Source organism: Microbacterium sp. ZW T5_45, assembly GCF_044987415.1.
In the GTDB taxonomy this organism is placed as follows: domain Bacteria; phylum Actinomycetota; class Actinomycetes; order Actinomycetales; family Microbacteriaceae; genus Microbacterium.
This window is the reverse complement of the sequence record NZ_JBJDRJ010000001.1, coordinates 186699-202864: the sequence shown is the minus strand read 5'-3', so window position 1 is coordinate 202864 and position 16166 is coordinate 186699. Positions and strand designations below refer to the sequence as shown.

Annotated in this window: 14 protein-coding genes; 9 read left to right on the top strand and 5 right to left on the bottom strand. The window is 68.6% G+C overall.

What is annotated here, in order from left to right:
* Window positions 1–151: 151 nt before the first annotated feature.
* From ACI3KS_RS00890 to ACI3KS_RS00865, 6 genes are all read left to right on the top strand, one after another.
* On the top strand, window positions 152–1744 hold the full coding sequence (locus ACI3KS_RS00890) for a fumarylacetoacetate hydrolase family protein (RefSeq protein WP_404914234.1): 1593 nt from the start codon (window positions 152–154) through the stop codon (window positions 1742–1744).
* Entirely contained in the window at window positions 1741–2427 is a 687-nt protein-coding gene (locus ACI3KS_RS00885; protein ID WP_404914232.1) for a GntR family transcriptional regulator, read from the top strand. The genes ACI3KS_RS00890 and ACI3KS_RS00885 overlap by 4 nt, the downstream gene beginning before the upstream one ends.
* A complete protein-coding gene (gene hpaE, locus ACI3KS_RS00880) occupies window positions 2424–3917 on the top strand; it encodes a 5-carboxymethyl-2-hydroxymuconate semialdehyde dehydrogenase (protein WP_404914230.1) in 1494 nt (497 codons plus the stop codon). Before ACI3KS_RS00885 ends, hpaE begins: the two co-directional genes overlap by 4 nt.
* Before the next feature lie 131 nt (window positions 3918–4048).
* Window positions 4049–5185 carry a 3,4-dihydroxyphenylacetate 2,3-dioxygenase gene (hpaD, locus tag ACI3KS_RS00875; RefSeq protein ID WP_404914228.1) on the top strand — a complete coding sequence of 379 codons (1137 nt, stop codon included), beginning with the start codon at window positions 4049–4051 and terminating at the stop codon, window positions 5183–5185.
* Window positions 5186–5351: 166 nt separating this feature from the next.
* Complete coding sequence (locus ACI3KS_RS00870; RefSeq protein WP_404914226.1) at window positions 5352–6137, top strand: fumarylacetoacetate hydrolase family protein; 786 nt, start codon at window positions 5352–5354, stop codon at window positions 6135–6137.
* Window positions 6122–6922: an HpcH/HpaI aldolase/citrate lyase family protein gene (locus tag ACI3KS_RS00865; RefSeq protein ID WP_404914224.1), complete on the top strand. Its 801-nt coding sequence runs from the start codon at window positions 6122–6124 to the stop codon at window positions 6920–6922. Before ACI3KS_RS00870 ends, ACI3KS_RS00865 begins: the two co-directional genes overlap by 16 nt.
* An 85-nt stretch (window positions 6923–7007) precedes the next feature.
* Here the strand turns inward: ACI3KS_RS00865 and ACI3KS_RS00860 are convergent, their stop codons facing one another.
* Genes ACI3KS_RS00860 through ACI3KS_RS00845 form a run of 4 tightly spaced genes read right to left on the bottom strand, consistent with a single transcriptional unit; the run spans window position 7008 to window position 12624 of the window.
* A complete protein-coding gene (locus tag ACI3KS_RS00860) occupies window positions 7008–9401 on the bottom strand; it encodes a glycoside hydrolase family 3 N-terminal domain-containing protein (protein ID WP_404914222.1) in 2394 nt (797 codons plus the stop codon).
* A 24-nt stretch (window positions 9402–9425) separates the two neighbouring features.
* The gene (locus ACI3KS_RS00855) at window positions 9426–10313 is read right to left on the bottom strand and encodes a carbohydrate ABC transporter permease (RefSeq protein ID WP_404914220.1); all 888 of its coding nucleotides are present in this window, start codon (window positions 10311–10313) and stop codon (window positions 9426–9428) included.
* The gene (locus ACI3KS_RS00850; protein ID WP_404914218.1) at window positions 10310–11323 is read right to left on the bottom strand and encodes a carbohydrate ABC transporter permease; all 1014 of its coding nucleotides are present in this window, start codon (window positions 11321–11323) and stop codon (window positions 10310–10312) included. The genes ACI3KS_RS00855 and ACI3KS_RS00850 overlap by 4 nt, the downstream gene beginning before the upstream one ends.
* An 8-nt stretch (window positions 11324–11331) precedes the next feature.
* Complete coding sequence (locus tag ACI3KS_RS00845) at window positions 11332–12624, bottom strand: ABC transporter substrate-binding protein (protein ID WP_404914216.1); 1293 nt, start codon at window positions 12622–12624, stop codon at window positions 11332–11334.
* A gap of 148 nt (window positions 12625–12772) precedes the next feature.
* Here ACI3KS_RS00845 and ACI3KS_RS00840 point away from each other — a divergent pair, with 148 nt between their 5' ends.
* From ACI3KS_RS00840 to ACI3KS_RS00830, 3 genes are read left to right on the top strand one after another with little or no spacing between them, the layout of a single operon-like run.
* A complete protein-coding gene (locus tag ACI3KS_RS00840) occupies window positions 12773–13786 on the top strand; it encodes a LacI family DNA-binding transcriptional regulator (protein ID WP_404914214.1) in 1014 nt (337 codons plus the stop codon).
* A gap of 22 nt (window positions 13787–13808) precedes the next feature.
* Complete coding sequence (locus tag ACI3KS_RS00835) at window positions 13809–14528, top strand: DUF6882 domain-containing protein (protein WP_404914212.1); 720 nt, start codon at window positions 13809–13811, stop codon at window positions 14526–14528.
* Between the two features lie 36 nt (window positions 14529–14564).
* A complete protein-coding gene (locus ACI3KS_RS00830; protein ID WP_404914210.1) occupies window positions 14565–15122 on the top strand; it encodes a hypothetical protein in 558 nt (185 codons plus the stop codon).
* Window positions 15123–15175: 53 nt separating this feature from the next.
* Here the strand turns inward: ACI3KS_RS00830 and ACI3KS_RS00825 are convergent, their stop codons facing one another.
* Window positions 15176–16054, bottom strand: a complete 879-nt coding sequence (locus ACI3KS_RS00825) for a bifunctional methylenetetrahydrofolate dehydrogenase/methenyltetrahydrofolate cyclohydrolase (RefSeq protein WP_404914208.1) — start codon at window positions 16052–16054, stop codon at window positions 15176–15178.
* Between the last annotated feature and the right edge of the window lie 112 nt (window positions 16055–16166).

The following is a 16166-nucleotide window of genomic DNA, read 5'->3' as shown; positions in this document are numbered from 1 at the left end:
CTCCTTTGGTTGTGACGGCATTGTCACGGCGTGCGACCCGATCGGATCGAGATGCTTGCCGGGGGTGAGACCGATGATATATGATTTCGAATACGACGCACAATGCGTTCGACGAACAAGGCATCGACGACGAGCCAGAGGAGACGCATCCGTGACGGCATCCATCCCCCGCCCCGGCAAGATCATCGCGATCCATCTGAGCTATGCCTCACGAGCCGAGCAGCGTGGAAGGCGCCCCGAGCACCCCTCGTACTTCTTCAAGCCCGCGAGTTCGGTGGCGGCATCCGGAGGAACGGTCGAACGCCCGGACGGCACCGAACTCCTCGCCTTCGAGGGGGAGATCGCCGTCGTGATGGGCACCGCGGCTCGGCGAGTGTCGATCGCGGACGCCTGGTCGCATGTCGCCGCGGTCACCGCGTCGAACGACCTGGGCCTCTACGACCTGCGGGCGAACGACAAGGGCTCGAACGTGCGCTCCAAGGGTGGCGACGGGTACACCCCGCTCGGCCCCGAACTGATCGACGCCCGCAGCGTCGATCCCGGTGCGCTGCGCGTGCGCACATGGGTCAACGGCGAACTCCGCCAGGACGACACGACGGCGGGGATGATCTTCTCCCTCCCCCAGCTCATCGCTGATCTCTCGCAGCACTTCACGCTCGAACCGGGTGACGTGATCCTCACCGGCACACCCGCCGGTTCCTCGGTGATCGTGCCGGGCGACGTCGTCGAGGTGGAGGTCGATGCCCCGAGCGCTCCCGGCGCACCGACGTCCGGCCGACTCGTCACGACCGTGACGCAGGGCGAGACGCCCTTCGACGCGACCCTCGGTTCCCTCCCCGCGGTCGACGACCTGCAGCGCTCCGAGGCCTGGGGCACCCCCGCATCCGACGACGTTTCGTCTCGCTCCGCTCGCTCGACGACCGGGTCCGAGTCCCGGTCGTCGAGCGAGGAGCGCAGCGACGAGACCAAACGCCCGTCCCTCTCCCCCGCGCTGCGCGCGAAGCTGCTCGAGGCTCCCACTGCCGGCCTGTCCGCACAGCTGCGCAAGCGCGGACACCACTCCTGCTTCATCGACGGCGTCGCCGCGAACGCGCCGGGCGTCAAGATCGTCGGCACCGCGAAGACGCTGCGCTTCGTGCCGTTCCGCGAAGATCTCTTCGCGAGCCGCGGTGGCGGCTACAACGCCCAGAAGCGCGCCTTCGACGCGGTCGAGAGCGGCGAGGTCATCGTGATCGAGGCCCGAGGCGACTCATCCTCCGGCACGCTCGGCGACATCCTCGCCCTCCGCGCCCGCGCGCGCGGCGCCGCAGGAGTCGTGACCGACGGCGGCGTGCGCGATTTCGACGCCGTGGCCGGAATACTGCCCGTCTTCTCGCAGGGCGCTCACCCCTCGGTGCTCGGACGGCGCCACGTGCCCTGGGAGGTCGACGTGACGATCGCCTGCGGAGGCGCGACCGTGCAGCCGGGCGACATCATCGTCGGCGACTCCGACGGCGTGATCGTCATCCCGCCGTCGCTCGCCGAGGAGGTCGCGGATGCCGCTCTCGCCCAGGAGACCGAGGATGCCTGGATCGCCGAGAAGGTGGCCGAAGGCCACCCCGTGGACGGGCTGTTCCCCTTGAACGCCGAGTGGCGCGCGATCTACGACGCCGAGTCACGGAGCAAGGACGCCGAGTCACGGAGCAAGGGAGACTCCTCCCGCTCGCTGAGCGAGCACAGCGCGACGAAGGGAGCCGAGCTGTGACCGCGCTCGTCGGTACCGGAAAGTCCGAGCAGGCCTATCTCTGGATCCGCGCACGGATCTCCTCCCATGCGTTCGGCCCCGGGTACCGGCTGGTGCTCGGGTCGATCGCGGACGAGCTCGGAATGAGCGTCGTTCCCGTGCGCGAGGCGATCCGCCGCCTCGAGGCGGAGGGCCTGGTGACTTTCGAACGCAACGTCGGCGCGCGCGTCACGCTGGTCGACGAGGACGAGTACGCGGACACCATGCAGACCCTCGGCCTCGTCGAGGGTGCGGCGACCGCGCTGTCCGCTCCCCTGCTCGACGGCGCGGCTCTGGATGCCGCCGCCGAGGTCAACGAGCGCATGACGCGCCTGCTCGACCACTTCGACGCGCACGCCTTCACCGAGCTGAACCGCCGCTTCCATTCGCTGCTCTTCGAGCCGTGCCCGAATCCGCAGCTGCTCGAACTCGTGCACCGCGGATGGTCCCGCCTCTCCGGCATCCGCGACACCACCTTCGCCTATGTGCCGGGGCGCGCCCACCACTCGGTCGAGGAGCACACCCGGATCCTCGAGCTCATCCGTGCCGGCGCCGACCCGCTCGAGATCGAACTCGCAGCCCGCGATCACCGCTGGCGCACGAGGGACGCGTTCCTCGATGCGCTGCACACCCGTTCCGCCCACCCCTCTGGAGACGAATCATGACCGAGTCCCGCGTTCCCGCAGATCTTCCCGACCACATCCAGCACTACATCGACGGGGCGTTCGTCGACTCGGTCGATGGCGACGCGTTCGACGTGCTCGACCCGGTGACCAACCAGACGTACACGACCGCGGCGGCCGGCAAGAAGGCCGACATCGAGCTCGCGGTCGCCGCCGCGAAGCGGGCATTCGACGAGGGTCCGTGGCCGCGCATGCTGCCGCGCGAGCGCAGCCGTGTACTGCACCGCATCGCCGACATCGTCGAATCCCGCGATGCGCGCCTGGCGGAGCTCGAGTCCTACGACTCGGGTCTGCCGATCACGCAGGCACTGGGGCAGGCCCGTCGCGCCGCGGAGAACTTCCGCTTCTTCGCCGATCTGATCGTCGCGCAGTCGGATGACGCCTTCAAGGTGCCCGGCAAGCAGATGAACTACGTCAACCGCAAGCCGATCGGCGTCGCAGGGCTCATCACGCCGTGGAACACACCGTTCATGCTCGAGTCGTGGAAGCTCGGTCCCGCGCTCGCGACCGGCAACACGGTGGTGCTGAAGCCGGCCGAGTTCACCCCGCTGTCGGCATCCCTGTGGGCCGGCATCTTCGAAGAGGCTGGACTCCCGCAGGGGGTGTTCAACCTCGTGAACGGGCTCGGCGAGGACGCCGGCGACGCGCTGGTGAAGCATCCTGACGTCCCGCTCATCTCGTTCACCGGTGAGAGCCGCACCGGGCAGATCATCTTCGGCAACGCTGCGCCTTTCCTCAAGGGTCTCTCGATGGAGCTGGGCGGCAAGTCCCCGGCCGTCGTCTTCGCGGATGCCGACCTCGAGGCGGCCGTCGATGCGACCATCTTCGGCGTGTTCTCCCTCAACGGCGAACGCTGTACCGCCGGTTCGCGCATCATCGTCGAGCGCTCGATCTACGACGAGTTCGTCGAGCGATACGCCGCGCAGGCTCAGCGGGTGAAGGTCGGCTACCCGCACGACCCCACCACCGAGGTCGGCGCGCTCGTGCACCCCGAGCATTACGACAAGGTGATGTCGTACGTCGAGATCGGCAAGACCGAGGGGCGTCTCGTCGCCGGCGGCGGGCGCCCCGAGGGCTTCGACGAGGGCAACTTCGTCGCCCCGACGGTCTTCGCCGACGTCTCCCCCGACGCGCGCATCTTCCAGGAGGAGATCTTCGGGCCCGTGGTGGCGATCACGCCGTTCGACTCCGATGAGGAGGCGCTGTCGCTCGCGAACAACACGAAGTACGGCCTGGCGGCGTACATCTGGACGAACGATCTCACCCGTGCGCACAACTTCGCGCAGTCGGTCGAGGCCGGCATGGTGTGGCTGAACAGCAACAACGTGCGGGACCTGCGCACGCCGTTCGGCGGCGTGAAGGCCTCGGGTCTCGGTCACGAGGGCGGCTATCGCTCGATCGATTTCTACACCGACCAGCAGAGCGTGCACATCACGCTCGGCGGCGCGCACAACCCCACCTTCGGTCGTTGAGCGAGCGCAGCGAGACGAAACGCACGACGACTCCCGGTCGTTGAGCGAGCGCAGCGAGACGAAACGCACAACCCGCGGTCGTTGAGCGAGCGCAGCGAGACGAAACGCACGACAAGAGCAAGGACGCTGAGATGACCAACCGCGACGACATGACCCTGACCTCCGCCGGCTACTACGTGAGCCAGGAGGCGCCGATCCACCCGGAGAACCCGCTCCCGACGCCGAAGAGCACGCCGCCGGACGTCCTGCGCTGCGCCTACATGGAGCTGATCGTCACGGATCTGGCAGCATCCCGCCAGTTCTACGTCGACATCCTCGGGCTCTACGTCACCGCGGAGGATGACGAGGTCATCTACCTGCGCTCCACCGAGGAGTTCATCCACCACAACCTCGTGCTGCGCAAGGGTCCGATCGCCGCGGTCGCCGCGTTCTCCTACCGTGTGCGCTCTGCCGAAGACCTCGACCGAGCCGTCGAGTTCTACACCGAGCTCGGCTGCGACGTGCGCCGCGAACCGGAAGGATTCGTGAAGGGCGTCGGGGACTCCGTGCGCGTGGTCGATCCGCTCGGCTTCCCCTACGAGTTCTTCCACGCGTCCGAGCACGTCGAGCGGATGTCGTGGCGCTACGACCTGCACATCCCCGGCGAGCTCGTGCGTCTCGACCACTTCAACCAGATCACCCCCGACGTCCCCCGCGCCGTGCGCTACATGCAGGACCTCGGCTTCCGCGTCACCGAGGACATCCAGGACGAGGAGGGCACGGTCTACGCCGCGTGGATGCGCCGCAAGCCCACCGTGCACGACACGGCCATGACCGGGGGCGACGGACCTCGCATGCACCACGTGTGCTTCGCCACGCACGAGAAGCACAACATCCTCGCGATCTGCGACAAGCTCGGGGCGCTTCGCCGCTCGGACTCGATCGAGCGCGGCCCCGGACGCCACGGAGTCTCCAACGCGTTCTACCTCTACCTGCGCGACCCCGACGGCCACCGCGTCGAGGTCTACACGCAGGACTACTACACGGGAGACCCCGACAACCCCGTCATCACCTGGGACGTGCACGACAACCAGCGCCGTGACTGGTGGGGCAACCCCGTCGTCCCCTCCTGGTACACCGACGGTTCCCTCGTGCTCGACCTCGACGGCAACCCGCAGCCCGTCGTCGCCCGCACCGACTCGTCGGAGATGGCGGTCACGATCGGTGCCGACGGCTTCAGCTACACCCGCACCGAAGACGGCGAGAAGAAGCTCGGCAACCAGCTCTGAGCGGTCACCGCGTTTCGTCTCGGTCGCAAGCTCCCTCGCTCAACGACCGGGAACTCACACCCCGGTCGTTGAGCGAGCGAAGCGACCGGGAACGCACACCCCGGTCGTTGAGCGAGCGAAGCGAGACGAAACGAACATACGGAACGCACTATCGAAGGAGGAGCGGATGCTCTCGCACGAAGACATCGCGACCATCGCGGCCGAGCTCGCCGAGGCCGATCGCACGCACGGAGTGATCCCGCGGATCACCGCGCGGTACCCGGCCGCGACGATCGAGGATTCCTACGCGATCCAAGGGGTCTGGCGCGACGCGCAGATCGCCGCCGGGCGTCGGCTCGTCGGCCGCAAGATCGGGCTCACCTCGAAGGCCATGCAGCACGCGACCGGCATCACCGAGCCCGACTACGGCGTGATGTTCGACGACACCGTGTACGAGTCCGGCGCCGAGATCCCCGCCGACCACTTCTCGAATGTGCGCATCGAGGTCGAACTCGCCTTCGTGCTGAAGCATCCGCTCGAGGGGCCCGACTGCACGCTCGACGACGCGCTCGCGGCGATCGACTACGCCGTGCCCGCGCTCGAGGTCCTGAACTCGCACATCGAGCTCGAGGGCCGCACGATCGTCGACACGATCAGCGACAACGCCGCCTACGGAGCCATGGTGCTCGGCGACGTCCGCAAGCGCCCGGACGAGATCGACCTGCGCTGGATCCCCGGTCTGCTCTTCAAGAACGGCGAGATCGAGGAGACCGGGGTCGCCGCCGGAGTGCTGAATCACCCGGCGACGGGCGTGGCGTGGCTGGCGAACAAGTTCCACCAGCACGGCGCGCGATTGGAGGCGGGCGAGATCATCCTGGCAGGATCGTTCACACGCCCGATGTGGGTGTCGCGCGGCGATGACGTGCTGTGCGACTACGGACCGATGGGAACCATCACATGCCGCTTCATCTGACTCCCTCGTTCCGTGAGAGGCTCACCGCGGCCGACCGCGCGCTGATCGGCATGTGGGCGTGCTCCGGGAGCCCGCTCGTGACCGAGGTCGCCGCCGGGTCGGGGCTGGACTGGCTCCTGGTCGACATGGAGCACTCGGCGAACACTCTCGACACCGTGCTCGTGCAGCTCCAGGTCGTGGCGGCGTACCCCATCACCCCCGTGGTCCGCGTGCCCGTGAACGACCCCGTGGCGATCAAGCAGGTGCTCGATCTCGGAGCGCAGAACATCATCGTGCCGATGGTGTCGTCGGTGGAGGAGGCACGGGCGGCGGTCGCGGCCACCCGGTACCCGCCGGAGGGCGTGCGCGGCGTCGGCAGCGCGCTGGCCCGCAGCGCACGATGGAACCGCGTCGACGGGTACCTTCGCGACTCGGCGCTGCACACCTCGCTGACCGTGCAGATCGAGACCGCTGCCGGCGTCGACGCCGCCGCAGAGATCGCGGCAGTCGACGGCGTCGACGCGATCTTCGTCGGACCATCGGATCTGTCCGCGTCGATGGGCCTGCTCGGACAGCAGACCCATCCCGATGTGGTCGCGGCCGTCGGTGCGGTGTTCGCCGCTGCCACGGCGGCCGGCACCCCGGTCGGCGTGAACGCGTTCGATCCGGCAGCGGCGGATGCGTACATCGCCGACGGCGCCGACTTCGTCGCGGTCGGCGCCGACGTCGCGCTGCTCGCTCGAGCATCCGAGGCTCTCGCCGCCCGGTTCGGCACCGACACCGGCGAGGAACGCGCGAGCTACTGAGGAACGGACGCCGGCCCGATATAGACCAGAGGGCGTCCGCCGGAACAGTGATGCTGCGGCGGACCCCCCTGTCGTATGCGCCGCCTCAGTCGACCGTCACTGCGACGATGCGCCCGTCCTCCGGCGTCACCTCGTGCACGGGCCCGACCAGCGAGACGACGCCCACCGCGGTCGCGGTGCCCGGCAGCGAGCGGCGCGCACCCCGTTTGCGGTTGGAGATCGCCCCGCCGGTCGCGTCGGAGGCGGCGGATGACGCGAGCGCCTCCGAGTGGGAGGCCGCCCAGACCTGGATCTCGCCGGGCTCGACGACGCGCCGCATCCTGCGGTCGGTGAAGGCGAAGCGCGTCGCCGGCACGTCGAAGCGCACCCGGCGGCTGCCGCCCGCCGGGATCTCGACCCGCGCGTAGCCGATGAGCTGCACGACCGGCCGCGTCACCGAGGCGACGGGATCCCGTCCGTACAGCTGCACGACCTCGGCGGCATCCCGGGCGCCGGTGTTGGTCACCGTGACGGATGCCGTGAACCGGCCGTCGGTCGACGCCGAGCCGTCCGCCGCGAGGTCGGCGTAGTCGAAGGTCGTGTACGAGAGCCCGAACCCGAACGGGCGCAGCGGCGTCGGATCCGCTGACGTGACATCGCTGGCTCCGCCGAGGATCGGACGCAGATAGCTGTAGGGCTGCGCACCGGCGGAGCGCGGCAGGCTCACGGGCAGCCGACCGGACGGCGCCGTCGAGCCGGTGAGCACCTCGGCGAGCGCGGTCGCGCCCGCCTCTCCAGGGAAGAACGCCTGCAGCACGGCGGCCGGTCGGGGGTGCGTGCCCTCCAGCGCCCACTCGATGGCGTAGGGACGCCCGGTGAGCAGCACGAGCACGACCGGGGTGCCGGTCGCGGCCACATGCGCGACGAGTTCGCGCTGCACGCCGGGCAGATCGAGCACGTCGACGTCATTGCCCTCACCGACCGTGCCGCGACCGAAGAGCCCCGCGCGGTCGCCGACGACGACGATCGCGACGTCGGCGGATGCCGCGGCCTGAGCCGCGTCCTCGAAGCCTGAGCGATCGTCGCCCTCGACCTCGGCGCCGCGCACGTGCACGATCTCCGCCTCGGGCAGAGCCGCGGCGAGCGCCGCGCGCACCGTGGGGATCTCGATGCCGAGCTCGTGGTCGGGGTGGTGGGCGAGCACGTGGTTCGCGAAGGAGTAGCACCCCTGCAGCGCCTCGGCACTGTCCGCGTTCGGCCCGATGAGCGCGATGCGCCGCGCCTCCGCCGCGAGCGGGAGGGCACCGTCGTTCGCGAGCAGCACGAGCGATTCGGCCGCCAGTCGTCTCGCGACGTCGCGATGGCGCCAGGTGTCGAGATCGACGACCGACGGGGGCTCCCCCTCGAAGGCGTCGGGGGCGAGCAGTCCCAGCTCCTCCTTCTGCGTGAGGATGCGCAGCACGGCGCGGTCGAGATAGCGCTCGTCGAGCGCGCCGGAAGCCACCCTGTCGACGAGAGGAGCGAGGTACGCGTCCCCGGACGGAAGCTCGACGTCGATCCCTGCGGTCAGGGCGAGCGCCGCTGCGTCGCCCCGGTCCGCGGCGACGGCGTGCATGACCTCGAGGAAGGCGACGGCGAAGTAGTCGGCGACCACCACGCCGTCGAAGCCGAGCTGCTCGCGCAGCAGTCCGGTGAGCAGCTCGGGATCGGACGCCACGGGAACGCCGTCGATCTCGGTGTAGCTGTTCATCACACCGCGCGCTCCCCCGTCGCGGATCGCCATCTCGAACGGCGGCAAGAACACGTCGGCGACCTCGCGCGGCCCCGCGGACACCGGGGCGTGATTGCGCCCGGCCCGCGACCCCGAGTATCCGAGGAAGTGCTTCAACGTGGCATGCACGCCCGCCGACTGCAGTCCGCGGACGAACGACGTGCCGATCGTGCCGACGAGGTACGGATCCTCGCCGATGCATTCGTCGACCCTTCCCCACCGCGGATCGCGCACGACATCGAGAACGGGCGCAAGACCCTGATGGATGCCCAGCTCGCGCATGGAGCCGCCGATCAGCGCCGCCATCTCGCCGACGAGCTCGGCATCGAACGATGCCCCCCATGCGAGAGGAGTGGGGAAGGTCGCCGCCTTCCACGCAGCCAGCCCCGTCAAACACTCCTCGTGCACGAGCGCGGGGATGCCGAGGCGCGTCTCGCGCTTCAGCCGACGCTGTTCGCTCCACAGCCAGGCCGCCCGCTCCACCGGTTCGACGGGCCGCGTGCCGTACACACGGGTGTAGTGGCCGATGCCGTCCCGGGTGATCTCTGCGAGGGCGCCGGAGGCCGCGGACGAGGCCATCTCGTCCGCCATCGGCGCGACGAGCTCACCGCCCTGGTCGAGCCAGTAGCCGACCATCTGCGCCGCCTTCTCCTGAAGGGTCATCTGCGCGAGCAGCGCGTGGACGTGCTCCGACGCCGCGGTCGGGTACGCGGGGATGTCCGCGATCATTGTCGTCTCCATCGTGCGAGCCCGTCAGCCCTTCACGGCGCCGGTCAGGCCGCCGACGATGCGGCGTTCGAAGAGGCTGAAGAAGATCAGGGCCGGAAGCATCGACAGCGAGGTGTAGGCGAGCACCCTGGCGGTGTCGACCGAATACTGCGATGCGAAGTTCTGCACGCCCAGCGGCAGCGTGAGCAGGCTCTGATCGTTGAGGATGAACAGCGGCAGCATGTAGCCGTTCCATGCGCCGATGAAGGCGAGGATGCCGACGGTGATGACACCGGGCAGGCTCAGCGGGATCACCATGCGCCAGAAGAATCCGAGTCGCGAAGCACCGTCGATCGATGCCGCCTCCTCGAGCTCCTTCGGGATCGCCTTCAGGAACGGCACCAGGATGATGATCGTCGTCGGAAGTGCGAAGGCGATCTGCGGCAGGATGATGCCCGCGAGGTTGTTCACGAGGCCCAGGTTGCGGATCAGCAGATAGAGCGGCGTGATCGCGACGGTCACGGGGAACATGAGTCCCGCCGCGAACAGCGAGTACATGACCGCCTTGCCGCTGAACTCGTAGCGCGCGATGACGTAACTCGCCATCACTCCCAGTACGACGGCGCCGAGGGTGGTGCCGATCGCGGATATGCCGGAGTTGCGCATCGCCGTCCAGAAGACGTCGCTCGCCAGCACGTCGGTGTAGTTCGCGAACACCCACGGCGACGGCCACGCCGACGGATCAGCGGTGATCTGGGAGTTCGTGCGGAAGCCGCCGATGATGATGTACAGCACGGGTGTGATGCAGATCGTGATCAGCACGAGCGCCAGCAGGTAGACGCCGGGACTCCCCCATCGGATGCCGGCGGCGTTGCGCCGTCCGCGGATGGAGGCCACCGGAATGGCCACGGAGGTCTTGAGCGTGTCGGTCATCGCTTGCGCGCCTTTCCGCTGTCGCCGGTCAGTGCTCCTTCGGTGTCGCGCCGCAGCACGAATCGCTGGTAGAGCAGGGCCACGACGAGCGAGATGACGAAGAGCATCACCGCGACAGCGTTGCCGAATCCGTAGTTCCCGGCCAGGTGACCGTTCTGGTACATGTAGGTCGCCATCGTCGAGGTCCCCGCCGTAGCGGCGATGTACTGACCCCAGATGATGTTGACGAGGTCGAACAGCTGCAGCGAGCCGATGATCGAGAGGAACGCCCAGATCCGGATGGTCGGGCCGAGCAGTGGCAGCGTGATGCTCCACTGCGTCTTCCAGAATCCCGCGCCGTCGATCGCGGCCGCCTCATAGAGCTCCTCCGGGATCGACTGCATCCCGGCCAGCATGAGGATGACCGCGAAGCCGATGTACTTCCACGTGATGATGATCATGAGCGACCACATCGCGATCGCAGGGTCCGCGATCCATGAGCTCTGCAGGAAGCCGAGCCCCACCTTCTCGAGAAGGGAGTTCAGCGCACCGGCGTCCTGGAGCATCAGGCTCCAGCCGGTGCCGACCACGACCTCGGCGATCACGTACGGGGCGAAGATCAGCACGCGGATGACCGATCGACCCCGGATCTTCTGGTTCAGGAGAAGCGCGAAGAGGATCGCGATCGGCCCCTGCATGACCAGGGAGAGCACCACGATGGCGAAGTTGTGCGCGACCGCGTCGCGGAAGGTCTGGTCCTGCAGCATGAGGACGTAGTTGTCGATTCCGACGAACTCGGTGGGCCAGCCGAAGCCGTTCCACTTGAAGAATCCGTAGAACGCGGCCATCAGCACCGGGAAGATGACGAAGCCGACGAATACCAGCAATGCGGGACCCGAGAGGAGCGCGATCTCGCCGCGTTTGCGCCAATCGGCCCGCCGCGGCCTCCGTACCGGAGCTGACGAGGCGTCGGCTCCGGTACGGGTGCTCGTCTCAGGTGCGGAAGAGGTCTGCACCTGCGTGTCTGTCATGATCCGCGTCAGCCTCGGGCTGCCGCGTTGGCGATGCTGTCGACGAGCTTCTGCGGGTCGCCCTGACCCGCGAGCATCTCGACGACACCGGTGTTCAGCGCGTTGCCCACGTTCTGGCCGAGGGCGGTGTCCAGCCAGAGGCTGGCGTACGGTGCGGCGCTGTAGGCGTCCATCAGCGGGAGCAGCGAGGGATCCGTCACGGCGCCCGTCGCATCCTGGTTCGCCGGGATCGTCTGGAAGGCGGTGGCGTACTTCTCCTGCCATTCCTTCGACGAGACGAAGTTCAGGAAGTCCTCGCAGGCCGAGGGCGAGTCCACCGCGCATGAGAAGCCGTCGACGCCGCCCATCATGGCGCCGGCGCCGCCCTCACCACCGTCGACCTCGGGGAACGGGAACCAGCCGAGATCGGCGAGCGGCTTCTGGTCGGGGGTCAGGCTCGCGATGACGCCGACGTCCCACGCACCCATCAGCTCCATGGCCGCCTGGTGGTTCGCCAGCAGACCGGCGGAGGAGTTGGCGCCCTGCTGCGCCGTCGTGGTGAGGAATCCGTCGTTGAACGGCTCGGTGGCCGTGAAGTCGGCGAGGTTCTCTGCTGCATCCAGCCAGCAGGGATCCGAGAAGTCGGGGTCGGTGGCCAGGCTCTGGACGATGCCCTGATCGCACGCACGCAGGGCGAAGAAGTAGAACCAGTGCGCAGCGGGCCATGCATCCTTCGCGCCAAGGGCGATCGGCGCGATACCCGCGTCCTTCAGCTTCGTGACGGCGGCCTCGAGCTCGTCGAGGGTGGTCGGCTCCTCGGTGATCCCCGCCTCGGCGAACAGGTCCTTGCTGTAGAAGATGCCACCGGGCAGCACCGAGCTCGGCATGCCGTAGATCTTGTCGTCGATCGTGAAGGCGCTGAACGGAGCGTCGCCGAACGCGGTCTTCACGTCGTCGTCGATGAGTCCGGTGAGGTCCTTCACCTTGCCAGCGCTGACGACGTCGGCGAGCTTGCCGCCGCCACGGGCGAGGAAGATGTCCGGCATGTCACCGGAGTTGACGGCGGTCTGCAGCTTGCCGTCCATGTCCTCGTTCTGGATCGACGTGACCTCGATGGTGACGTCGGGGTTCGCCTCGTGGAACGCGGCAGCCGCGTCCGCCCAGTACTGCTTGCCGTCTCCGGTCGTGGAGTTGTGCCACATCGTCAATGTGACGCTGCCGTCGTCCGCGGCATCCGTTCCGCCGCCGGAGCACCCGGTCAGGCCGAGCGCTCCCACGGCGATGATGCCGATCCCGGCCGCCCACGTTCTGCGCATCTCCATGCTGTGATCTCCTCTTCGTCGAGTTCCCGTGCGGCATCCACTCTGATTTGTTGCCGCCCGCACCAAATGTGATGTGCCCACTCTGGCATCTGCATCGTGAGCATGTCAATCGATATCGATAACGTTTTCTCTCCTCTAGGATAGATCCATGAACCGCAGGCCCACCATCACCGACGTCGCTCGTGCAGCGGGGGTCTCGGTCGCGACCGTATCGAAGGCGATCAACGACCGCGACGGGGTCTCGGCGACCACGCACGCGCACGTGCTGCGTGTGGTCGCCGAGCTCGGCTACGAGAGCTCACTTGTCGCGACGTCCATGAGGCGCGGGCGCACGAACGTCATCGGCGTCCTCGTGGCGGAGTTCGAGCCATTCGCCCTGCAGCTCCTGCAGGGCGTGTCGTCCGCTCTGCAGGACACTCCCTACGATGTCCTCGCCTACGCGGGCACCGTCTCCGCCGGCGACCACCTCGGATGGGAGCGCCGCTCGCTCTCCCGGCTGGGCGGGACACTGATCGACGGGGCGATCCTCGTGACACCGTCGACGATGCCGCAGAACGCCTCGGTGCCGATCGTGGCGGTCGACCCGCATACCGGTCCCGACGGCCCGGCGAGCGTCGCCGTGCACAACGTCGACGGGGCGCGCGCCGCGACCGAGCACCTCATCGGGCTCGGCCATCGTCGGATCGCTCACCTTCGAGGCCGCAGCGACCTCGAATCGGCCCATCAGCGCGAGGCGGGCTATCGCGCGGCGCTCGAGGAGGCCGGCATCCCGGTCGACCCGGCCCTGATCCTCGAGGGCGGATACCGGGCCGCCTCGGCCACCGTCGGCGCCCGCGCGCTGCTGGAGCTGACCGACCGGCCGACCGCGGTGTTCGCCGCCAACGACCTCACGGCCCTGGAGATGATCCGCGTCGCGGCAGAGCACGGCCTGTCGACCCCCCGCGACCTCTCCGTCGTCGGCTTCGACGACATCCCCGATGCGGCTGCGGGCGCCCCCGCGCTGACGACCGTGCGTCAGCCGCTCACCGACATGGGTGGCGCTGCGGTGCGCGTACTGCTATCGATGCTGAGCGGCGGCGAGCCTGAGCACATCCGCATGCGAGCCGAGCTGATCGTCCGGGGATCGACAGCGGTGTTCCCGCGATCGCTGGCGGATTCATAGCAACCGCGACAAGACTGGGCGCATGACCTTCGCCGCGCTTCAGCCCCTCGCCGACCGCTCCGCACTGTTCACAGCCCTCCGTCAGGACGCGCTCCGCGTCGCGACCGAGGAGCTCGGCGATCATCGCTGGGACGTCGTGGTATCGGCGAAGACCCTCACCTTCACGTCGAACACCGACCCCTCGCGGAGCCTCACCACCACGGCGCACCTGATCGCGTCGATCGCCCCCGGACCGCGGTCGCTCCTCTGGGGATGGGCTCACCCGCAGGGTGAGGCGCAGGGCATCGCCGGTCGGCTCCGGGCTTTCGGCGAGGAACGCGGCATCCGCGAGCTCGCCGAACCCGAGGTGCCGTTCCCCGCCGACGCTGCGGGCGACGAGGATTGGATCACCGAGGCCGCGCACACGGTGGCCGGCGCCGCGGTGGAGATCACCGGGCTCTCCCCGTACTACTCCGCACCGCTCGGCGGTGGCACTCGGGCCGTCTTCCTGCTCGAGGCGCCCCTCCCGGCCCCGACCGTGGCGTCGACCGTGATCGTGCTCCCGCGCATCCTCTCCGGACTCTCCCTTCCCGACGCCCGCACCGCGGTGTGGGATCTCGCGCGTCTCGCGGGATGGAACCTGACCTGGACCGATGAGGCGTTCTCCGGAGCCACGATCGTCGACCAGACCGGTTCGGTGACCTTCGGCTTCGACGAGCAGGCACGGATCTCGCGCATCCAGAGCAGCCTGCAGCAGGCCTGACTCCCCGACCCTGCACGGATATGCGAGTCTGAGGGTATGAAGAACGCCATCGTCCGTTTCGTCGCGCTGTACGTCTTCAACGCCGCGATGCTGCTGCTCATCGGCATTCTGCTGCCCGGTGTCTCGGTCGGCATCCACGCCCTGTGGGCCGGGGTGATCCTCACGCTCGCCGCCCTGTTCCTCAAGCCTCTGCTCCGGGGGGCGTTCCGGAAGGCGGCGGCGAGATCGGAGTCCGAGCGCACCAGGCTCGGCGAGAAGACCGTGCAGTACGCGCTCGTCTACGTCGTCGAACTCATCATCTGGATCGCGACCGTGGTGTTCAGCGGCGTGCGCGCCCACGGATTCTGGGGCTTCGCCCTGCCGCCACTGCTGCTGCTCGTGGGATGGGTGATCTACGACCAGGTCGACGATGTCATCCGCGCGAAGACCGGCGAGGTGTACGACACCGTGCGCGCGAGGGTCTCGGGACGGACGGATGCCGCCGCACCGGGTGCTGAGCGGCCCGCGGACTCCCCCGCCGCCGCGGAGGGCCGACGCGAGCTGAAGGACGACGGCCTCACGCCCGAGCAACGGCGCCTGCTCGACGAGCTCTGACGCCGCAGCTTCCGTCGTCGGACGCCGTCAGCGGATCGTGACGCGGATGCCGGTCAGGCCAGGCGCTCCGCGGCCTCGACGACGTTCGTCAGGAGCAGGGCGACGGTCATCGGGCCGACGCCGCCGGGGTTCGGGGAGATCCACCCGGCGACCTCCGCGACGTCGGGGTGCACATCGCCGAAGACGCGGTTCTTGCCGGTCTCGGCATCCGTCTCCCGCGTCACGCCCACATCGAGCACGGCGGCTCCGGGCTTGACGTCCTCGGCACGGATGAGGTGCTTGACACCCGCGCCGGCGACGATCACGTCGGCCTCCCGCAGGTAGGGCGACATGTCAGGGGTCCCGGTGTGCACCTGCGTCACGGTGGCGTTGATGTCACGACGCGTGAGCAACAGCCCCATGGGGCGCCCGATCGTGACACCGCGGCCCACGACGACGACATGCTTGCCCTTCAGGTCGTAGTCGTTTCGCAGCAGCAGCTCGATCACCCCGCGCGGCGTGCACGGCAGAGGCGTGCGGATGGGGCTGTTCACATTCAGCACGAGCCGGCCGAGGTTGGTCGGGTGCAGGCCATCGGCATCCTTCGCCGGATCGATGCGCTCGAGGATGGCGTCGGTGTCGATGTGCTTCGGCAGGGGCAACTGCACGATGTAGCCGTGGCAGGCGGAGTCGGCGTTGAGCTCGTCGATCAGCGCTTCGACCTCGGCCTGCGTGGCGTCGGCCGGCAGCTCGCGCTGGATCGAGTTCATGCCGATCGCCTCGGACTGCCGGTGCTTCATGCCGACGTACAGCTGCGACGCCGGGTCGGCGCCCACAAGCACCGTGGCGATGCCGGGGACGATGCCCTTCTCCTTCAGGGCAGCGACCCGCTCGGTGAGTTCTGCCTTGATGGACGCGGCAGCTGCCTTGCCATCGAGGATCTGTGCGGTCATGATGCGTCCTTTCGGAACGAACGAGACGAAGTCGGATGCCGGACGCGTTTCGTCTCGTCGCTCCGCTCCTCGCTCAACGACCGGTCCTTGAGCGAGCGATGGTCGTCGAGCG